Below are 17376 nucleotides of genomic sequence, written 5' to 3'. Positions count from 1 at the left end.
CATTCTGAAATGGAAAAAAGACGCTTCTACTGTTAATAAACAGCAAAAAGCGCCCTGAAACGAGCTATAACGGTATCCCGTTTCGTTTATTTCCCAAATCTCCCCGTTACGGGCACCTGGCGGGTACCGGCCTCCATCGATCCTGAACACAGGGGACAGGCGGGAGGGCCTGCCTTCTTGGTTGCTTTTGAAGGCACAGCCGGCTTCTGTCTTAGCCACGCTTTACAGGTGGATGAACTGCACTTCCAGACCGCAACGGTCTCCGTACGCTCAGCATTACCTGAACCTGAAGTGTGCGAATGTGAACTTGAGGAATTCGCAGCTGTCGGACTCACACCCGTGGTGCTGAATGCCTTATGGTTGCGAATCTCCCCACTACCACGCCGTTCACCGAGGCGATCCTCATCACGTTCGTTGTGGACCTCAAAGTCTCGACGGTCACTGTGGCTGATGGCACGACGCTGTGCCACATCCCGACCTTCGGAACGGGCACCCGAGCCCGAGCGGGCATACTGTCCATTACCTTTACCATATGAAGTCTGACCGCTCGTCCGGCTCTCCTCACGAGGTTTACGTTTGTCCGGAACTTCCATGCCGAAGGCTTCAAGCAGGAAACGGGACACATCCGCTGGTTTTCCGTGATGGCTCGCCGGTGAAGTGACATACAAGTACTGCTTGGCCCGTGTGATGGCAACGTAGGCGAGCCTGCGTTCTTCCTCCAGCGCCATGTCCAGTTCGGCGTCTGTCTGCTGCATAGCAAGCGCGGCTTTCTGATCCTCAGGGATATCCTGGCGAAGTGCTGTACTGTGAGGTACAATGCCTTCACTGGCTCCAATCCAGTACACACAAGGGAACTCCAGTCCTTTGGCCCGGTGGATCGTCATCAGCTGTACTGCGTCACTGTCCTGTGCGCGGCGCAGAGATTCCATCTCACGGTGTCTGCGGGAGAGTTCATCCGCGAATTGGATGAACTCTTCTACCGTTTCGAATTTTTTGACAGCAGCTTCGAATTCATCCAGGGTTTCCAGCATCGTTTCCTTATAATGGGTGAAGATGCTGGGATCACCACTTTCCATATACTTGTCGTAGAACTGCCTGCGCATCTCCTGAATGGCGATGATGGGTTTTAGTTTGTGCAGTGATTTGATCAGCTTGATGCGTTCTTTGACCTGTTCCTGCTGGAACGGTTTCAGCTTGTCCCATTTCACCAGATGAATGAGCGGATATTTCTTCGCCTGTTGTTGTTCACAGCGCTGAATCCACTCCAGCCCTGCATCCCGTGATACATAGAGCGGTCCCAGCGCACTTGGGAGAGCATCCATGGCACGTGGATCAAGAGACAGACGCAAATGATCCATCAGGGGTCTGATGAGAGACTGGTCATAGAACACCGGAGAAGCACCGTGCTGTACAAAAGGCACATCTTTCAACACAAGCTGCTCAAATACAGCCCGGCTGCTGCTTGCTGTCCGGTGAAGAATCGCAATATCACGATAGGTGTGCTGCCCTTCTTCAACCTGTTGACACAGCTGGTTTACAACCCACGCCGCTTCTTCCTCTGCATTGGAAGGTGTAGCGAAGCGAGGCGCATCTCCACGGTTTCCGGCAGCACGCAGCCGTTTGTCACGTCTGCGTTTATTGCGGGCGACCAGTTCACTTCCGAGTCCCAGAATACGTGCATCACTACGATAATTAATATCCAGCGTCACAATGCGTGCACCGGGGTATACTTTATCGAATTCCAAAATCGATTCCTGGCGTGCGCCATTAAAGGTATAGATCGTCTGGTCATCGTCTCCCACAACCATCAGATTGCGGTGGGCGGAAGCCAGTTTTTGCACAATTTCATACTGCAGATGATTGGTATCCTGGAACTCATCCACCATAATGTACTGAAAACGCTTCTGAAGCGGCCCCAGGACAGCAGGGTCACGAAGCAGAGCGGCAGCGCGCAGTAAAATATCGTCAAAGTCCATTTTGCCCCGCTCCTGCTTCCAGGCTTCGTAACCAAGTAGAACACGCTTGGCATCGCGTTCTTCCTGCGATTTTTCAGGCAGATCAGTTGTTTCCGATCCTTGCATCTTCCATGCGGACAGCATGGCCAGCAGACTTTCAGGCTGGAAGGCTTCACTCATGCCATTTTGGCGAAGAAGCATCTTCAGCACCGTATGCTGAGCCCGCGACTCACCAAAGATCTCTTCCTGCACACCGTAATGACGCAGTAATGTCAGCGCAAAAGAGTGAAAGGTGCGAGCCTGTACGGCTCTCGCGGCTGCCGGGCGTATACCTGGCAATGCGGCGATCCGGTCTTTCATCTCGGTGGCGGCTTTGTTCGTGAACGTCACCAGCAGGATACTGCCTGCATGTACGCCACTGACCTCTATGAGGTAGCCGGCTCTTGCGGCCAGTACAGTTGTTTTGCCACAACCGGCTCCGGCGAGCGTCAGGATCGGTCCTCTGCCGTGACGGACTGCCGAGATTTGTGGTGCGTTTAACTTGATACCTGCCTCTTCCAGAGAGCGAAAATAAAAGGCATCCTGTTGCTCATTACCCACGAGTTGCCGACTGGTCTCCAGCGGAGCAGACGGGGACTGGGGCAGGGACGCCGCCGGGGTAACCCCGAGCGGACGGGGGTAGAACGTTGAGTTCGGACTTAACATGTTTCATCCACCTCTGTATGCATTCAGGGATAGGACTATCCCGGCTAAAAGTAAACCATTTGCCCTTTTCACAATCACATTGTAAATTGGTATGATAGAGTTAGTCGCCTAATCAGGCGGTTAAGTATGGCCAAAGCTTCATTATACCCGAACATATGGTCTTGACGAAAGCCCCCGATTTCATCCAGTATCGGTATAAAACGGGCACCTGCACGAAATTACGCAACTTTTTGGCATGATATCGTATAAGTTATATGCCTGAGCATTTTGCATGAAGGATGTAATATGCTAATTTACTACTAAATAGAAATGATAATATTGGTTTTGACGGGACAGAGGAGGAATGGTCATGAAACTGCTTCAGCGCATCAAAGACGGAGCGAACAAAGCAACAGAGCGTGCCCAACACGCCGTTGAGATTGGGAAATTGAACAACCAGATTGTGGGCTTGCAACAGGAACAGGAAGTCCATTTTACAGATATGGGTCGCATCTTCTATGAGGGTTATCGGGCACAGGATATGACGCGTGCGGAAAAAGAAATGGTGGATCTGTCGCAGCTCTGCGACGAATTGCAGGACGAGATTGATGGTCTGCGCAACAAGATTGCACAACTTAAGAACGAACGGTTGTGCGAATGTGGACACGTCGCTTCCCTGGATGCCAACTTCTGCCCTAAATGCGGACGCAAGTTGGGTGAACTCAAGACAGCAGCGCCTAAAGTAGGAGCAGCAGGAGTCGCAGGAGCCACCACAGCCGCGAGACAGGAGGTAGCTGTAACTCAGACCCAAACTCCGGAGCCGGACTTCTACGATGCGCCACCAGAATTGGAACTGGAGGAAGATGAGCCGTATCACACAGTCATTCCGTCCATAGCCGATCTGGAGACAGAATCGGAATATAACAGTACGGAATTTACCCAGGAAGAAAAGGAAGCGTTCGATGCAGAGTGGGAACGCCGCAGAGATGAAGAGATGCAACGGGAACGCGAGCGTCAGCAGGAACTGGACGAACGCATCCGCTACTGGAAAGAAAATAACCCGATTGTGAACACGGTGGACGTACAGACCGAAGTGTCACGCGAAATGGTGAATTGTCAGATTTGTGCAGCCGAGCTGCCCAAAGGTTCGAAGTGGTGCCCGCGCTGTGGTGCTGAACAGATCTGATCTGATGCAGTAGAAGCACTGCCGCATCAGTGTGAGGCAGTGCGGGTTGCTGACAGCATGGGGGGACGGGAATATGGACCAACTGCTGCATCATTTGCGTCATCTCGGGTTTACCGAGATGGAATCTAAAATTATGGTGGAACTCGCCCGTCAGGGATCAGCCTCAGGATATGAGGTTGCGAAGCGGCTGGGCGTGTCCCGTTCCAATGTATATGCGACCCTGCAACGGCTGGAACAGCGTGGGTTCTTGCGGTGTAGTCCGGGGGAGCCGGCGAAGTATAGTGTGCTGAAGCCGGAGGAGATGACACGTATGATCTCCGATCAAATGCGTACCTCACTGGATTATGTTCAGAGCAGCATGCCCAAGAGTGAACCGGAAAAGCCTGTCTTCTATAACGTCGAAGGGGACAAAAATGTGTTTGAGAATCTGAGCCGTGAATTGGCCGAGGCGCAGCATGAGATTGTTGTAGACGTCTGGCGTGAAGAGGCAGAGCTGCTGCGTAATGACTTACAGCAGGCTGAAGCTCGGGGTGTGCGGCTGTTATGGTCGTGTGATGGTGGTGAAGGCATGCTGGATCAGCCTGTCCCTTGGCCAGGTTTGCCTATGTATGGTACAGGTAATGGTCGGAAATTTTCCCTGGTGGTCGATCGCCGCTGGTGCATGCTGGGCATGCGCGGGGAATCATGCGCCACACAGGCAGTGGTGACGGAGCATCCGGTAATGACCGGACTGCTGCTGAATCATTTTGCTCAAGAGCTGGTGTTGTACGAACTGGAACAGGATATGGGTGAGGAACTGGAGTCCCGCTACGGGCATCGGTACGAAGAACTCTCTGCGCGTTATTGGTCTTCTCCTTCAGGAGAGGGTGACCAGAGCTAGACAGATCGGCGACTAATTCACCTCTGATGGAGTGAACATGCCAGCACAAACGTACCTATCTTGATGAAACGAATACGTGTGTACATAAAGCAGGCGCTGCCCGAAGGCAGACGCCTGTTTGTGCTGGTTTGAGATATGACAGTGATGTTCGTCACAGCATCTGTTCCCAGTCAAGTCGATAGTAAAGGTATGAAGTTATGCTATTTTTGAGAAAATGAAGCTATGAACATTCGATTGAACTGGATCGGGTTGAACAGGATCCTACATGATCACTCTTTGGGCACGTGATATAGAGCTTCGAGCACATCCGTATAATAAGCTGTACCATGGGGTACAAATTCCGTTGCCCGAATCTCGCGAACGATACGTTCCGGTTCATCAGCTACATGATCACTAGACGGGTGAGTCTGAACTCCGGTAGCTTGAATGACGTCGATCTCATTACGAAACAAAGCGAGTAGATCATCCAGCGGCACTTCATACAGGCTATCCACCTCGCTGGGCTGCAGAACGTAGGCTTCGAGCGGCTGGTTCAGACATAATCCATAGACCGCGCTGAATTCCCGATCTATAAATGGGATACCACGGACCTCTCCTTGGAGCTGCTGTGTAGCCGTGAGTAGATAGGTTAGTGCCTCGAATGGAGTATTCACACCCAGTTCTTCCTCCAGCTCACGACTGGCGTCTTGCAGTTGTTCACCTGCGGTAAGATGGCCTGCTGCTGTAATGTCGTAACATCCGGGAAAGGTATCCTTAATATCACGCCGCCGCTGAAAAAGAACCCGTCGCTGCTCGCCTTTGTCACGCACAATCCAGCAGTGGAATGAACGGTGCCAATATCCTTTGGCATGGACCTCGCTGCGTAGTGAAGTGCCGATCCAATTTTGCTGATCGTCATAAATGTCGAAACGTTCTGGGGTCATGATACGTATCTCCTTATATAGCAGATTTTAAAGTTCAAAATTTCACAAAGTATGTTTTAAACGAAAGGGGAACGATCGTATGGAATGCATTGTACACTTTCAGGTGATTTATCCGCAACCTCAGGAACGTAAAAGTCTTAGAGGACTTATATTTGTAGGGCAAGGTCAGGAACCGGCTAACAGTCAGTTAAGCAGCATGTTTAAGGATATGGGATTTAATGTACGTTTGGAAGATGAGGCCCAGTTGTTGTTCAAGCCAGTGGATGCTTCGGCAAACTTTGAATATATTCGCGTGACAGAGCTTGATACTGGGGAAGAAGTTTACAAGGAAGATAAAGATCTGAAGTCGATCCTGGAGCATTTGCTGCCACGCCGTTTCTAGTTCATGAGCATGGCTGCAAATGACATTCATGGGGGAGCACGTGTAACACATGTATGTTAGGCACAAAAAAAGGCCCCACCTTTACGGTGGAACCTTCAAACCATTAAGCTACGCAACCTTTGTTAATGAAGCCCATATGGCTAGCTTTTCATACATATACCCTAGCAAGTAAGAGGTTGTCCCCCGCATCAGGATTTATATCCGTAATTCAACTCGGTGCGTCTTTATACGTTCATTGTGATTATGCTAGAGCGCCGGTTCCTTCTGCTTCCAGTTCTGAAGTACAGTGCGAGCAGCGGGTAGCTGCGGCTGGAATTTCAGATAGGCAATACTTGCAAGCCTTGGTCGTTTTTTGCGGCTCGGGCTTTTTATGTTCCTTGCTTTTGAGGTAGTTGATACCCTTCACAAGCATGAAGATACAGAACGCAACGATAAGAAAATCAATCATGACGTTGATGAACTGACCATAAGCGATTACGGTAGCCCCAGCTTCGTTGGCTTGAGCGAGTGTGGTGATGTCCTGTCCGTTTGCAGTTTTGATATCCCGGTCCAGGTTGATGATTTTCTGACTGAAGTCGATTCCACCCATCAGTTTTCCAACCGGGGGCATGATGATATCATTCACAAGGGATGTGACGATTTTACCAAAAGCAGCCCCAATAATGACACCGACCGCCAGATCGATGACGTTGCCGCGGACGGCAAATTCCTTGAATTCGTTAAGTACGCCTTTCATGTTTGCATATCTCCTTTGATCATTCAATTCAAAATATAGGCCGCGTTTCCATCCATTCTCCGTTCAGATCCGCGCTTCCGTTCTCATATTGTACATAAAAAAATGATTCCTATCACCCCCTGTTTGCAAATTAAGACAAGTTTCCGCAACTTCCATGAAAATACTTCTTTATTTCACGCCGCCGATTCGGTATACTTCTAACATTGTCAGTTATGTTTAACCATGTACATTCAGGTTCGCGATCATACATTGTAACGAATCATGGAGCCAAAAAATTAAATATGCCGTTACTCGTATATGTGCAGGAATAGGCCTGCATGTCTCTACCCGATCACCGGAATGATCGGACTACGGGAAAGATGTTGCAATGTTTTGTATGGTTGGCATGAGATCATTCTCAGACAGTTTCACTGAAGAGCAGGTTCAAGTGGCTTTTATCTGTTTCCGATTACACTGTTTGAAGTTTCTCATATCAGGATTGAATTCCTGTCATTCGGTCCATCCAGTACACTTGCAGCATCCATACGGCTTGTCCATATACGTACAAGTCCGTCTTTCCCGTCTCCGGTTATTCCGCAGCGTGTGAAAAGGCGGGCTTTTTGCTTTTTTACCATCCGATTGGAAGAGCGTGTGAGCTTCTGCGGAGGGCATTCAGGAGGAAGAATTACAATGCAATTGTTAAAAGACAAGGTAAGACAGGAAGGTATCGTCCTGTCCGAGCAAGTACTTAAAGTGGATTCATTCCTGAACCACCAGATGGACCCGGTTCTGATGAAGGAAGTGGGCAAGGAATTCATTCGCCGCTTTGAAGGAGAGAATATCACACGTGTGCTGACGATTGAGTCGTCAGGGATCGCACCAGGCATCATGACCGCGTTGGAGCTGAACGTACCGCTTATTTTTGCACGGAAGCAGAAGTCGCTCACACTGACCGAAGACATTCTGGTGGAGAAGGTCTACTCCTTCACGAAGCAGGAGACGAATGAAATTACCGTTGCCAAGAAATTCATGAAGCCTGGTGATCGCGTGCTGATCATTGATGATTTTCTGGCGAATGGTGAAGCAGCATTTGGTCTGGCTCGTATTGTGGAGCAGGTTGGAGCAGAAGTGGTAGGTATCGGTATCGTTATTGAAAAAGCATTCCAGCCGGGAGGTCGCTTGCTGAAAGAAGCAGGATACCGTGTGGAATCGCTGGTTCGCATCGGGGCACTGTCGGATGGACAGGTTACATTTGCGGACGAGGAGGGCATGAATTAATATGGCACGCGAACGTATTTTTCAGCGTCATCGTCATCCAATCAAAACGTTCTCACTCGGACTACAGCACGTGCTTGCGATGTATGCAGGAGCCGTCGTTGTCCCATTGATCGTTAGTAACGCATTAGGTTTTACACAGGAACAGCTAACCTATCTTATTGCCATTGACCTGCTTGCATGTGGTGTGGCTACATTGCTTCAGGTATGGGGAAATAAATATTTCGGCGTAGGGCTGCCTGTCATGCTCGGTTGTGCATTCCAGGCCGTGTCTCCGATGATTCTCATCGGAATGAACAGTGGAGTATCTGCTATTTACGGGGCAATTATCGCTTCAGGGCTGTTTGTATTGATTTTCTCTGGTCTCTTCGGGAAGCTGATTAGGCTTTTCCCTCCTGTCGTGACAGGTTCCGTTGTGACCATTATTGGTCTGACTCTGATCCCGGTTGCTTTCCACGATCTGGGCGGCGGTCAGGGGTCAGAAGATTTCGGCAGCGGAGTGAACTTGTTACTCGGTTTTGGCGTGCTGCTCTTTATCATTTTAATGACTCGATTCACAACAGGTTTTATCCGTTCCATCTCGGTACTGATTGGTCTGCTCGTAGGTACGGTGGCAGCAGGGTTCATGGGTGAGGTTAATTTTGCACCTATTCGCGATGCAAGTTGGTTCCATGTTGTTCAGCCGTTTTACTTCGGCAGACCGACGTTTGAGATTGTACCTATTCTGACGATGATTCTGGTGGCGATTGTCAGCGTGGCCGAGTCCACAGGTGTATTTATGGCTCTGGGCAAAATCCTGGACAAGGACCTGTCGTCCAAGGATCTGGCGCGCGGTTATCGCGCAGAGGGTCTAGCCATTGTGTTAGGTGGTATTTTCAACTCATTCCCGTATACAACGTATTCGCAAAATGTAGGACTGGTACAGATGACACGTGTGAAGACACGTGATGTCATTGTGGTGGCTGGTGGAATCCTGGTGGTCATCGGATTTGTGCCAAAGATTGCTGCGCTTGCACAGCTCGTTCCAGGGGCAGTTCTTGGCGGAGCCATGGTGGCCTTGTTCGGCATGGTAGTATCATCCGGTATCCGAATTATCGGTAGTCAGGTCGATCTGAACCGACATGAGAATCTGTTTGTCATCGCTTGTTCTGTAGGTATGGGGCTTGGGGTTACCGTTGTGCCTGAGTTGTTCGCAGGTGCACCGGACTGGGCTCAGATTATGCTCGGTAATGGTATCATTGCAGGCAGCTTCACGGCGATCTTCATGAATCTGCTGTTCAACGGTCTGGGTACCAAGGAAACAGCCGCCAAGATGGCTGAGAAACAGGCAGATGCCATCCTCGGAGAAACAGGCAAGTCGGCTTAATAGCCGAACTAGACCTATAATCCAGCATGATTATTATGTTAACGGTTTGGAATTTAACTTTAACAACATAAAAATTTAAGCAGGTTAATACATCGTGATATACAGCATGAATGGTTTATGGCATACATCATTTATACTGTGAATGTTCAACCACATGAACAAGTCACTTTTACATGCGAAACAACGAATATCTGTTCAAGCCAGATATATAATCAAAAGACGATCCACACCCCATTCTTAAGGGGATGGATCGTCTTTTTTTGTATCATGTCTTCCTAAAGTTACAGATGACGCATCTGTTTCTCTGCAAAATCGCCAACCCAAGGCAGCTTTAGCCATTTCCCCTGTAGGCTGGTGACCACCATGATGAGCCAGACCACCACACCGAGCAGGGATAACAGCGATGCCACCAGTGGCCCAAACAACGGAAGAAAAGCCGATAATACATGCCCAACCATAATGATGCCAAAGACGGTTACGGATTGCAGTGCATGAAATAACACAAACCGACTCCGTTTCTCCACCGCGAGAAAGACAATGCCACCTACAAAGGTAAATAGATAACACAGCATACCGGCAATATTTTCATCCAGACCGCTAGACGATTTCATGGGGGACATCCGGTCCAGCCTCCTTTAACCTTTTTTATTAGGCTATGAAGGAGATGGACAGAACTGAACCGGTGAATTTATCTAGCTACTAAACAAACAATATTATCTTCCGCCCTCAATCTGTCTGCGAGGGTTTGTGATCTTGCCCATTTTATCTGTATCGTTTTCTTTGGGAACCAAACGTTCATCAGTACGTCCATCATGGTGATTATCAAAAGCATACTCCGTCAGCTTCCATTCTGACTTGCCGAGAACGGGATCTGCGGGGAAGTGTTGCCCGCGATGCAGATGTTCCTCACGTCCGGCTTCGTTAATATATACTCCGTCGACTTCCACCTTTTCATGTGAAAGGGGCAGCATATCCTGTTCTTTACGTTCCATGAAACGGCGCCTCCTTTTAGATACCATTAATTTAACTGTATGGGTTGTCCGTGATAATATCCCCCGAATAGTTCAGTGTTATGCTGGATATATTAATTCCGTATAGAATGGCGGCATTCCTACATATGATTCGGAATTAAACTTTTTGGGCATGAAAACCGTTATATTTATTAGAGGAAATCGTCAAGTCGTAAGATACTTCCGAATATGCTACAATAAGATTATGATTCATTCCGAATCATATCGGGTATTTATAGTGTCAGGTACTTGCTTTCTAGCGAGGTTCCCGACCTAAAGCTTGCTTTAAGCCGCGCACACAACTTCATGGATGGCATTTAAGACTTATTCGGCATTCTCTAAACGGAGCATTCACTTTCAACGTTTTGGGAGGGAATTACAATGGCAACGAAAGGTCACAATGAGGTCAAAGAAAGTTTGAGGGAAATGACTCGGATTTTCCGTCCTAAAGATCCAAAAAAATTCGTGAAGGAGTACGTGAGAAAATACCGGATTACGGGTGGATACGAGGAAGAATTGACTTCTGTGGTTGAGCATGAGCTTGTCAAGATGGATTCTTCCGTGTCCTGAAACAACACACAACTCTGATTATACTGTTCCGATAATGAATAGAACCGTCTCCCGGGCGATAAGCTCCGGCAGGCGGTTTTTTTTGCGTTCCTGCTGCATATATATGGGATTACACCTAAAGCGGGAAGGATGAATGCATGTGGACCCTATTTTGAAAACAAAAGAAGAGATTGGCTACATGCGGGAAGCTGGACGAATTTTGCGAAGTTGTCACCAGCATATTGAGCAGTGGATGATCCCCGGTATCACGACAGAAGAGATTAATGAGCGGGTGGAAGAGTTTCTGGCAGCACGAGGAGCCACACCGGAGCAAAAAGGGTATAAAGGATATCCGTACGCGACGTGTGCCTCTGTTAATGAAGTGGTCTGCCACGGATTTCCGGGGGAAGAGGAGCTGACGAGTGGGGATGTAGTAACCATCGATATGGTGGTGAACAAAGACGGCTGGCTTGCTGACTCGGCCTGGACCTATGGAATTGGTGAAACAAACAGATCCATTCGCAAGCTGATGAGACGCACGGAGAAGGCACTTGAGCGGGCGATTGCCCAGGCAGTTCCAGGGAATACACTCGGAGATATTGGAAGTGCCATTGAACGAACAGCCAGATTGTATCGGTACGGAATCGTGAAGCCTCTCATTGGTCATGGGATTGGTCAATATATTCATGAACCCCCAAATGTGTTGCCTTACGGCAAACGCAGAACGGGCACGATGCTCACAGAGGGCATGGTTATTACGATTGAACCAATCTTTACAAAGGGCAGTTCCGGGGCCGTTGTGTGGGATGAAGATGGATGGACGGTAAGGACGGTAGATGGCAGCTGGGGGGTCCAGTATGAGCATACGGTTGCGATTACTGGGAATGGCCCCTTGATTCTGACCGATGGCACGTGAGATGAAGTCAATGAAGAAGAGGGCTTGAGTTGAACTTTCTCCCAAATGCTCCATGCTGTTTTGAGCTTGAAGATGGCGGTATGGAGCGATAGGCATGTCTTCTGAATGGATATGGAAGAGGTTTTCCATAAATTCTGATCTTTCTTTTGCATAATAGCACATGTTTTCATTGTGAGAAAAATCACCAATAAATCGAGTTTTATCACCGAAATTTGGCAAAAATTTTCAAATGTAGAGTGTAATACTTTTAACTGAAATCGTTTGCAAATCAAGTTGTAGAGCGGTTTTTTACATAAAGTGAACAATTTGTGAACATGTGTCCAAAGATTGACAAAATCATACCCTCAACTTATATTTAATAAGTGATTGAAGCATATAGAATGAATTGGAAGAATGCGCAGACATGCCCTGAGCAGGAAATCACGGGAGTACTGGAAGCGTTATTTTTGTAAGCGTTCTGTATGATGAAGAGGATTATGCGTATCGTGCTGAAACGTACCTTTTGTTGCCTTTCTACCGAACGACAACGGTAATCTACGAAAACGTAAAAAAGTGGGGTAGATCAATGATGAAACAGTGGCAGGTTGCAAAGCGAATTCTCCCCTTGCTGGCGGTGTTCTCTTTGCTGCTATCCGCATGCGGGCGGGAAGACTTGTCGGTAATGAAACCTCAGGGTCCTGTAGCGCAAGGCCAATATGATCTGATGAAGTTATCCATCGCGATTATGATCGTGGTGCTCATCATTGTATTTGCCATAGCGGCCTATGTTCTGATCCGGTTTCGTAGACGAGCCGGGCAGACTGAGATGCCCGAACAGGTTGAAGGTAATTTCAAGCTGGAAGTAATATGGACAGCCATTCCGTTATTGCTGGTTATTGTTCTGGCAGTACCGACGGTCCAAACGATTTTTGCCCAAGGCGAAGATCTGTCCAATGACAAAAACGCACTTAAGGTCCAAGTCACCTCACATCAGTACTGGTGGGAATTCACTTATCCTCAATATGACGTAACCACCGCTCAAGATCTCATCATCCCGACCGGAACAAAAATCGCATTCGAATTAAAAACCGCTGACGTGCTTCACTCCTTCTGGGTGCCGTCACTTGCGGGCAAAATGGACACAAACCCGGATGGAACACTTAACAAGTTCAGTTTCTCTGCACCGAATGAAGGCGTTTACCGCGGTAAATGTGCCGAGTTATGTGGCCGATCGCATGCTTTCATGGAGTTTAAGGTAAAAGCAGTGAGTCAGGAATCGTTTGACAGATGGGTGAACCAGATGAAAGCACCCGCAGTCCTTCCTGAAGACACTCAATTGGCCGAAAAGTTCAAAACAAACTGCCTTTCTTGCCACGCTGTTGGTGATCAAGGTGGACCGGTTGCACCTAACCTGACGGGAATCGGCGGCAAGGAATCTGTCGCAGGCATTTTGCTGAATTCTCGCGAGGGACAGGAAGAAGGTAGTCCGGTACTGGATAACATGAAAGAATGGCTCCATGATCCACAATCCGTGAAGCCGGGCAATACCATGCCGAATCCCAAAGATCTTGGGTTGACGGATGAAGAAATCGACGGAATTGCCGAATATCTGGCCAACTACAAATTGGACTATGAATAGAACAGCAAGGACGAAGAAGGGGGTACACAACCTTGGCTCATGCGCATAGCGTCAAGAGGTACAGGGGCTTGATGGATTGGATCACCACCGTCGATCACAAAAAAATCGCCATTCTTTATTTGGTTGCGGGTGGATTTTTCTTTGGAATCGGCGGCATTGAAGCCATTTTGATTCGGATTCAACTGATGAAGCCTATGAATAGTTTTGTATCGGCACAGGTCTTCAACGAATTGATTACAATGCATGGAACAACGATGATTTTCCTTGGTGTCATGCCACTTATTTTTGCCATTATGAATGCTGTCGTGCCTTTGCAGATCGGGGCACGGGACGTTGCTTTCCCGTTTCTTAACGCGTTGGGTTTCTGGACATTCCTGTTTGGTGGATTGTTGTTGAACCTGAGCTGGGTTATGGGCGGAGCACCGGATGCGGGCTGGACCTCATATACGCCGCTTTCGGGCAGTGAGTACAGTGGAACGCATGGTGTGGATTTCTACACCATCGGTCTTCAGATCGCGGGTCTGGGAACGCTCATCGGGGGCATTAACTTTCTCGCAACGATTATTACAATGCGTGCTCCAGGCATGTCCTACATGCGGATGCCGATGTTTACATGGACGACATTTATTACATCTGCCATTATCCTTTTTGCTTTTCCTGCCATCACGGTAGGGCTTGTACTTTTGACGTTTGACCGTATACTGGGAGCGAATTTCTTCGATGTAGCAGGTGGCGGTAACCCGGTACTCTGGCAGCACATCTTCTGGATCTTCGGGCACCCGGAAGTATACATTCTGATTTTGCCGGCATTTGGTATTATCTCGGAGGTTATTCCGACCTTCTCGCGTAAACGGTTGTTCGGATACAGCTCCATGGTATTTGCCACCATCCTGATTGCCTTCCTGGGCTTCATGGTATGGGCGCATCACATGTTTACAACAGGTCTGGGTAATGTAGCCAACGCGCTTTTCTCCATCTCCACGATGTTGATTGCCGTACCTACCGGGATCAAAATCTTTAACTGGCTCTTTACGATGTGGGGTGGACAGATCCGCTTTACCGCGGCAAACCTGTTCGCAGTTGGATTTGTTCCAACCTTCGTTATGGGTGGTGTTACAGGCGTCATGCTGGCATCTGCTCCGGCAGACTTCCAGTTCCATGATACGTACTTTGTTGTAGCCCACTTCCACTACGTTATTGTAGGGGGGCTCGTACTTGGATTGTTCTCGGGACTGCATTACTGGTGGCCGAAGATGTTCGGACGTATTCTCAGCGAAACACTGGGCAAATGGACGTTCTGGACATTTATGATCGGTTTCCAATTAACGTTCTTTGTACAGCATTTCCTCGGTCTGATGGGGATGCAGCGCCGGATCGTTACATACTTGCCGAATCAGGACTTTGACCTGCTCAATCTGGTCAGCTCCGTCGGTGCGTTTCTAATGGGTGTTGGGGTTATCATGTTCCTCGTGAACATCGTAATCACAATGAGAAAACCGGCTGGCGCGCCAAACGATCCGTGGGAAGACGGCCGTACACTGGAATGGTCTATTCCATCTCCGCCGCCTGAATATAACTTCAAGCAGACGCCGCTGGTACGCGGAATTGATGCATATTGGAAGGAAAAAATGGCAGGACATACGGAGATGACACCGGCAGAACCTGTAGGTTCGATTCATATGCCTTCAGCAACGCCGTTGCCGTTTGTAATGTCAGTAGGTATCTTTATCGCCGGACTTGGCTTGATGTTCAGCAAGGATGAATTTGGTAATGCATTTATGAATGTCATTTTTAACAATTATATTGTAGTTATTATTGGTCTCGTAATCACATTTGGCGCAATGGCACTTCGTTCACTTTATGATGATCATGGCTGGCATATTGAACCGGAGGATCAGGATGAGAAGGGGGCTAGAACATGACAACCTCACATGCCGAACCGGTGAACGACAAATTGCCGCATGAACCGGAGAAAGCAACGCTGGAAGGCCGTAACAAGCTTATCGCCTTCTGGTTGTTCCTTGGCGGCGAGACGGTACTGTTCGGTACACTCTTTGCTACCTTCCTGGCTCTTCGTGGCCAAACCAATGATGGACCTACGGCGAATGAACTGTTCCACTTGCCACTTGTGGCCGCTGCAACGTTCATTCTCCTGGTCAGTAGTTTGACAAGTGTATTTGCGATTCAGGCCATGCATAAGGGCAAGCGAGATGCACTGGCGTTGTGGCTTGGCATCACGGTAGTACTGGGTATGGGATTTCTCGCCCTGGAAATTTACGAGTTCTACGAGTATGTGAAACATAAAGAGTTTGGCATGACCACGAGTGCATTCAGTTCAGCATTCTATACACTGGTCGGGTTCCACGGAGCTCACGTTGCTTTTGGTATTGTGTGGATCGGAATCATTATCGGTCAGCTGTTCAAAAAAGGATTGACGGTCGTAACCGCACCTAAAGTATACGTCTCCGCAATGTACTGGCACTTTATTGACGTGGTCTGGGTGTTCATCTTTACGGTCGTGTACCTGCTCGGAAAGGTGGGGTAGCACATGTCGGCACAGGATAAGACAGATCAACAGCCTGTGAAACACCGTCACCGGACGGAAGGGCCACAGAAACACGTCGTGGTGTTTATCTTCTCCATTATTCTCACGCTGATTGCGTTTGCGGCTGCTTCTGCCGGAGGGGTCAACACAACCTTTATCATTATTATTTTGCTCGTCATGGCTATTCTTCAAGTATTCGTTCAGTTGGGTTATTGGATGCACTTAAAGGACAAAGGGCACTTGATGCCGATTCTGTTCATGGCCTTTGGCTTTTTCGTAGCCTTTACGTGCATCATTATGGCACTCTATTGGGTCTGGTGGTAAAAGAGATGGCGGCGGCGCATTGCTGCCGTCTTTTCCCCTTTTTGGCGAATGAATCTTCACAAAGTAATGAAGGCAACAACCAAATCAGGTCACGGGGAGGTTTCCCGTATGCTCGGGTTGCAATATTTTAGCTTTAACGACTTATGGAGTCCGCTTATATTGGCTGTATTTCTGATCATTGCTGCGGCTTATCTGGTGCTTGTGGGACCGTTAAGCGAACAAATAAAGGATGCAGAACCTGCGAGTACTGCACAGAAAATCATGTTTATTACAGGGCTGTTTGTCCTGTATCTGGCTCAAGCTGGACCATTTAATCTGCTTGGTCACGTGATGTTTAGTTTCCACATGGTGAGCATGGCGTTCTCCTATCTGGTAGCCCCGCCGCTGATGATGAAAGGTTTGCCGATCTGGGTATGGCGCAGAATCGTACGTTGGTTGCCTACACGACAGCTATCGTTCCTGGCTCATCCGATCGTTGCGGCAGTGCTCTTTAACGGGCTGTTCTCGCTGTATCACCTACCGATTGTACATGATTACGTCATGCTGAATTTTACCGTTCACCGGTTGTATTATATTGCATTGTTCATCACCTCGATGCTCATGTGGTGGACATTGCTGAATCCGTTGCCAGAAGGCAGACAAGCATCGGGGTTATCCAAGATCGGTTTTATTTTTCTGAATATGGTACTGCTTACGCCTGCGTGTGGATTGATTATTTTTGCGGCCGAGCCGTTGTATCAGACGTACAGCAACCCGGCCGTATGGGCTGAAGCAATGCGGTATTGTGTGTCTGGAGATTCTACGGCGTTACTTCGCTCATTCGGTGGGCCTGCGTTCTTCAACTTTCTGTCTTCCGCGAAGGAAGATCAGCAGGTCGGTGGCATTGTAATGAAGTTTATTCAGGAAGGAATCTTTGCCTCCATGCTGGCTTATGTCTTTTTCCAATGGTATCGGAAAGAGAAGCAGGAAGAAGATGATGATTCGTATCCTGCAGGGGGCGCAGGGGGGCCGCTCAATCCGGCTGCCAAATAATGAGTAATGTTCTGAC

The 17376-nt window shown here is 48.5% G+C and carries 18 protein-coding genes and 1 riboswitch; of the genes, 12 read left to right on the top strand and 6 right to left on the bottom strand.

Going from position 1 to position 17376, the window contains the following annotated elements:
* Window positions 1-86: 86 nt before the first annotated feature.
* A complete protein-coding gene (locus QF049_RS20470; RefSeq protein ID WP_307540142.1) occupies window positions 87-2660 on the bottom strand; it encodes a UvrD-helicase domain-containing protein in 2574 nt (857 codons plus the stop codon).
* A 349-nt stretch (window positions 2661-3009) separates the two neighbouring features.
* On the opposite strand from QF049_RS20470, the gene QF049_RS20465 reads away from it, so the two are divergent.
* Window positions 3010-3825 (top strand): zinc ribbon domain-containing protein, encoded by an 816-nt coding sequence (locus tag QF049_RS20465; protein ID WP_307540140.1) that lies wholly within the window; start codon window positions 3010-3012, stop codon window positions 3823-3825.
* Between the two features lie 73 nt (window positions 3826-3898).
* Window positions 3899-4705: a TrmB family transcriptional regulator gene (locus tag QF049_RS20460; RefSeq protein WP_101315035.1), complete on the top strand. Its 807-nt coding sequence runs from the start codon at window positions 3899-3901 to the stop codon at window positions 4703-4705.
* A 269-nt stretch (window positions 4706-4974) separates the two neighbouring features.
* Here the strand turns inward: QF049_RS20460 and QF049_RS20455 are convergent, their stop codons facing one another.
* Window positions 4975-5628: an NUDIX hydrolase gene (locus tag QF049_RS20455; protein ID WP_307540136.1), complete on the bottom strand. Its 654-nt coding sequence runs from the start codon at window positions 5626-5628 to the stop codon at window positions 4975-4977.
* A gap of 79 nt (window positions 5629-5707) precedes the next feature.
* Here QF049_RS20455 and QF049_RS20450 point away from each other — a divergent pair, with 79 nt between their 5' ends.
* On the top strand, window positions 5708-6010 hold the full coding sequence (locus QF049_RS20450; RefSeq protein ID WP_017690846.1) for a hypothetical protein: 303 nt from the start codon (window positions 5708-5710) through the stop codon (window positions 6008-6010).
* 241 nt (window positions 6011-6251) lie between these two features.
* On the opposite strand, the gene mscL is transcribed toward QF049_RS20450, so the two are convergent.
* Window positions 6252-6746 (bottom strand): large conductance mechanosensitive channel protein MscL, encoded by a 495-nt coding sequence (gene mscL, locus QF049_RS20445; RefSeq protein ID WP_036613199.1) that lies wholly within the window; start codon window positions 6744-6746, stop codon window positions 6252-6254.
* Window positions 6747-7017: 271 nt separating this feature from the next.
* A riboswitch (purine riboswitch) is annotated at window positions 7018-7117 on the top strand.
* Window positions 7118-7213: 96 nt separating this feature from the next.
* Window positions 7214-7360: a hypothetical protein gene (locus tag QF049_RS20440; protein WP_192136455.1), complete on the bottom strand. Its 147-nt coding sequence runs from the start codon at window positions 7358-7360 to the stop codon at window positions 7214-7216.
* Between the two features lie 55 nt (window positions 7361-7415).
* On the opposite strand from QF049_RS20440, the gene QF049_RS20435 reads away from it, so the two are divergent.
* Window positions 7416-8003 (top strand): xanthine phosphoribosyltransferase, encoded by a 588-nt coding sequence (locus tag QF049_RS20435; protein ID WP_307540132.1) that lies wholly within the window; start codon window positions 7416-7418, stop codon window positions 8001-8003.
* A gap of 1 nt (window position 8004) precedes the next feature.
* Window positions 8005-9366 carry a nucleobase:cation symporter-2 family protein gene (locus tag QF049_RS20430; protein WP_307540129.1) on the top strand — a complete coding sequence of 454 codons (1362 nt, stop codon included), beginning with the start codon at window positions 8005-8007 and terminating at the stop codon, window positions 9364-9366.
* A 281-nt stretch (window positions 9367-9647) separates the two neighbouring features.
* Here the strand turns inward: QF049_RS20430 and QF049_RS20425 are convergent, their stop codons facing one another.
* Both QF049_RS20425 and QF049_RS20420 read right to left on the bottom strand, forming a co-directional pair.
* Window positions 9648-9986, bottom strand: a complete 339-nt coding sequence (locus QF049_RS20425; RefSeq protein WP_062837331.1) for a DUF4870 domain-containing protein — start codon at window positions 9984-9986, stop codon at window positions 9648-9650.
* Window positions 9987-10079: 93 nt separating this feature from the next.
* Entirely contained in the window at window positions 10080-10358 is a 279-nt protein-coding gene (locus QF049_RS20420) for a transposase (protein ID WP_150364055.1), read from the bottom strand.
* Window positions 10359-10757: 399 nt separating this feature from the next.
* Here QF049_RS20420 and QF049_RS20415 point away from each other — a divergent pair, with 399 nt between their 5' ends.
* The 7 genes from QF049_RS20415 to ctaG all read left to right on the top strand — a co-directional run bounded on the left by QF049_RS20415 (window position 10758) and on the right by ctaG (window position 17360).
* Window positions 10758-10946, top strand: coding sequence for a hypothetical protein (locus QF049_RS20415; protein WP_017690840.1), 189 nt, complete (start codon window positions 10758-10760; stop codon window positions 10944-10946).
* A gap of 133 nt (window positions 10947-11079) precedes the next feature.
* Window positions 11080-11841, top strand: coding sequence for a type I methionyl aminopeptidase (map, locus tag QF049_RS20410; protein ID WP_307540125.1), 762 nt, complete (start codon window positions 11080-11082; stop codon window positions 11839-11841).
* A gap of 565 nt (window positions 11842-12406) precedes the next feature.
* Window positions 12407-13459 carry a cytochrome c oxidase subunit II gene (gene coxB, locus QF049_RS20405; protein WP_047840266.1) on the top strand — a complete coding sequence of 351 codons (1053 nt, stop codon included), beginning with the start codon at window positions 12407-12409 and terminating at the stop codon, window positions 13457-13459.
* Between the two features lie 71 nt (window positions 13460-13530).
* Complete coding sequence (gene ctaD / locus QF049_RS20400; protein WP_373428355.1) at window positions 13531-15381, top strand: cytochrome c oxidase subunit I; 1851 nt, start codon at window positions 13531-13533, stop codon at window positions 15379-15381.
* Window positions 15378-16004, top strand: a complete 627-nt coding sequence (locus QF049_RS20395) for a cytochrome c oxidase subunit 3 (RefSeq protein ID WP_047840264.1) — start codon at window positions 15378-15380, stop codon at window positions 16002-16004. The genes ctaD and QF049_RS20395 overlap by 4 nt, the downstream gene beginning before the upstream one ends.
* A 3-nt stretch (window positions 16005-16007) precedes the next feature.
* Entirely contained in the window at window positions 16008-16328 is a 321-nt protein-coding gene (locus tag QF049_RS20390; protein WP_036613178.1) for a cytochrome C oxidase subunit IV family protein, read from the top strand.
* A 108-nt stretch (window positions 16329-16436) separates the two neighbouring features.
* A complete protein-coding gene (gene ctaG, locus QF049_RS20385; RefSeq protein WP_307543353.1) occupies window positions 16437-17360 on the top strand; it encodes a cytochrome c oxidase assembly factor CtaG in 924 nt (307 codons plus the stop codon).
* Window positions 17361-17376: the final 16 nt, after the last annotated feature.

The sequence above is a fragment of the Paenibacillus sp. W4I10 genome, assembly GCF_030816325.1.
GTDB lineage: Bacteria > Bacillota > Bacilli > Paenibacillales > Paenibacillaceae > Paenibacillus > Paenibacillus amylolyticus_B.
This window is presented reverse-complemented; position numbering and strand designations above follow the sequence as displayed.

What these genes read in the sequence shown, in the direction of transcription:
- QF049_RS20470 (WP_307540142.1), bottom strand. Translation starts at nt 2,660, where the DNA reads ATGTTAAGTCCGAACTCAACGTTCTACCCCCGTCCGCTCGGGGTTACC.
- QF049_RS20465 (WP_307540140.1), top strand. Translation starts at nt 3,010, where the DNA reads ATGAAACTGCTTCAGCGCATCAAAGACGGAGCGAACAAAGCAACAGAG.
- QF049_RS20460 (WP_101315035.1), top strand. Translation starts at nt 3,899, where the DNA reads ATGGACCAACTGCTGCATCATTTGCGTCATCTCGGGTTTACCGAGATG.
- QF049_RS20455 (WP_307540136.1), bottom strand. Translation starts at nt 5,628, where the DNA reads ATGACCCCAGAACGTTTCGACATTTATGACGATCAGCAAAATTGGATC.
- QF049_RS20450 (WP_017690846.1), top strand. Translation starts at nt 5,708, where the DNA reads ATGGAATGCATTGTACACTTTCAGGTGATTTATCCGCAACCTCAGGAA.
- mscL (WP_036613199.1), bottom strand. Translation starts at nt 6,746, where the DNA reads ATGAAAGGCGTACTTAACGAATTCAAGGAATTTGCCGTCCGCGGCAAC.
- QF049_RS20440 (WP_192136455.1), bottom strand. Translation starts at nt 7,360, where the DNA reads ATGGTAAAAAAGCAAAAAGCCCGCCTTTTCACACGCTGCGGAATAACC.
- QF049_RS20435 (WP_307540132.1), top strand. Translation starts at nt 7,416, where the DNA reads ATGCAATTGTTAAAAGACAAGGTAAGACAGGAAGGTATCGTCCTGTCC.
- QF049_RS20430 (WP_307540129.1), top strand. Translation starts at nt 8,005, where the DNA reads ATGGCACGCGAACGTATTTTTCAGCGTCATCGTCATCCAATCAAAACG.
- QF049_RS20425 (WP_062837331.1), bottom strand. Translation starts at nt 9,986, where the DNA reads ATGTCCCCCATGAAATCGTCTAGCGGTCTGGATGAAAATATTGCCGGT.
- QF049_RS20420 (WP_150364055.1), bottom strand. Translation starts at nt 10,358, where the DNA reads ATGGAACGTAAAGAACAGGATATGCTGCCCCTTTCACATGAAAAGGTG.
- QF049_RS20415 (WP_017690840.1), top strand. Translation starts at nt 10,758, where the DNA reads ATGGCAACGAAAGGTCACAATGAGGTCAAAGAAAGTTTGAGGGAAATG.
- map (WP_307540125.1), top strand. Translation starts at nt 11,080, where the DNA reads ATGCATGTGGACCCTATTTTGAAAACAAAAGAAGAGATTGGCTACATG.
- coxB (WP_047840266.1), top strand. Translation starts at nt 12,407, where the DNA reads ATGATGAAACAGTGGCAGGTTGCAAAGCGAATTCTCCCCTTGCTGGCG.
- ctaD (WP_373428355.1), top strand. Translation starts at nt 13,531, where the DNA reads ATGGATTGGATCACCACCGTCGATCACAAAAAAATCGCCATTCTTTAT.
- QF049_RS20395 (WP_047840264.1), top strand. Translation starts at nt 15,378, where the DNA reads ATGACAACCTCACATGCCGAACCGGTGAACGACAAATTGCCGCATGAA.
- QF049_RS20390 (WP_036613178.1), top strand. Translation starts at nt 16,008, where the DNA reads ATGTCGGCACAGGATAAGACAGATCAACAGCCTGTGAAACACCGTCAC.
- ctaG (WP_307543353.1), top strand. Translation starts at nt 16,437, where the DNA reads ATGCTCGGGTTGCAATATTTTAGCTTTAACGACTTATGGAGTCCGCTT.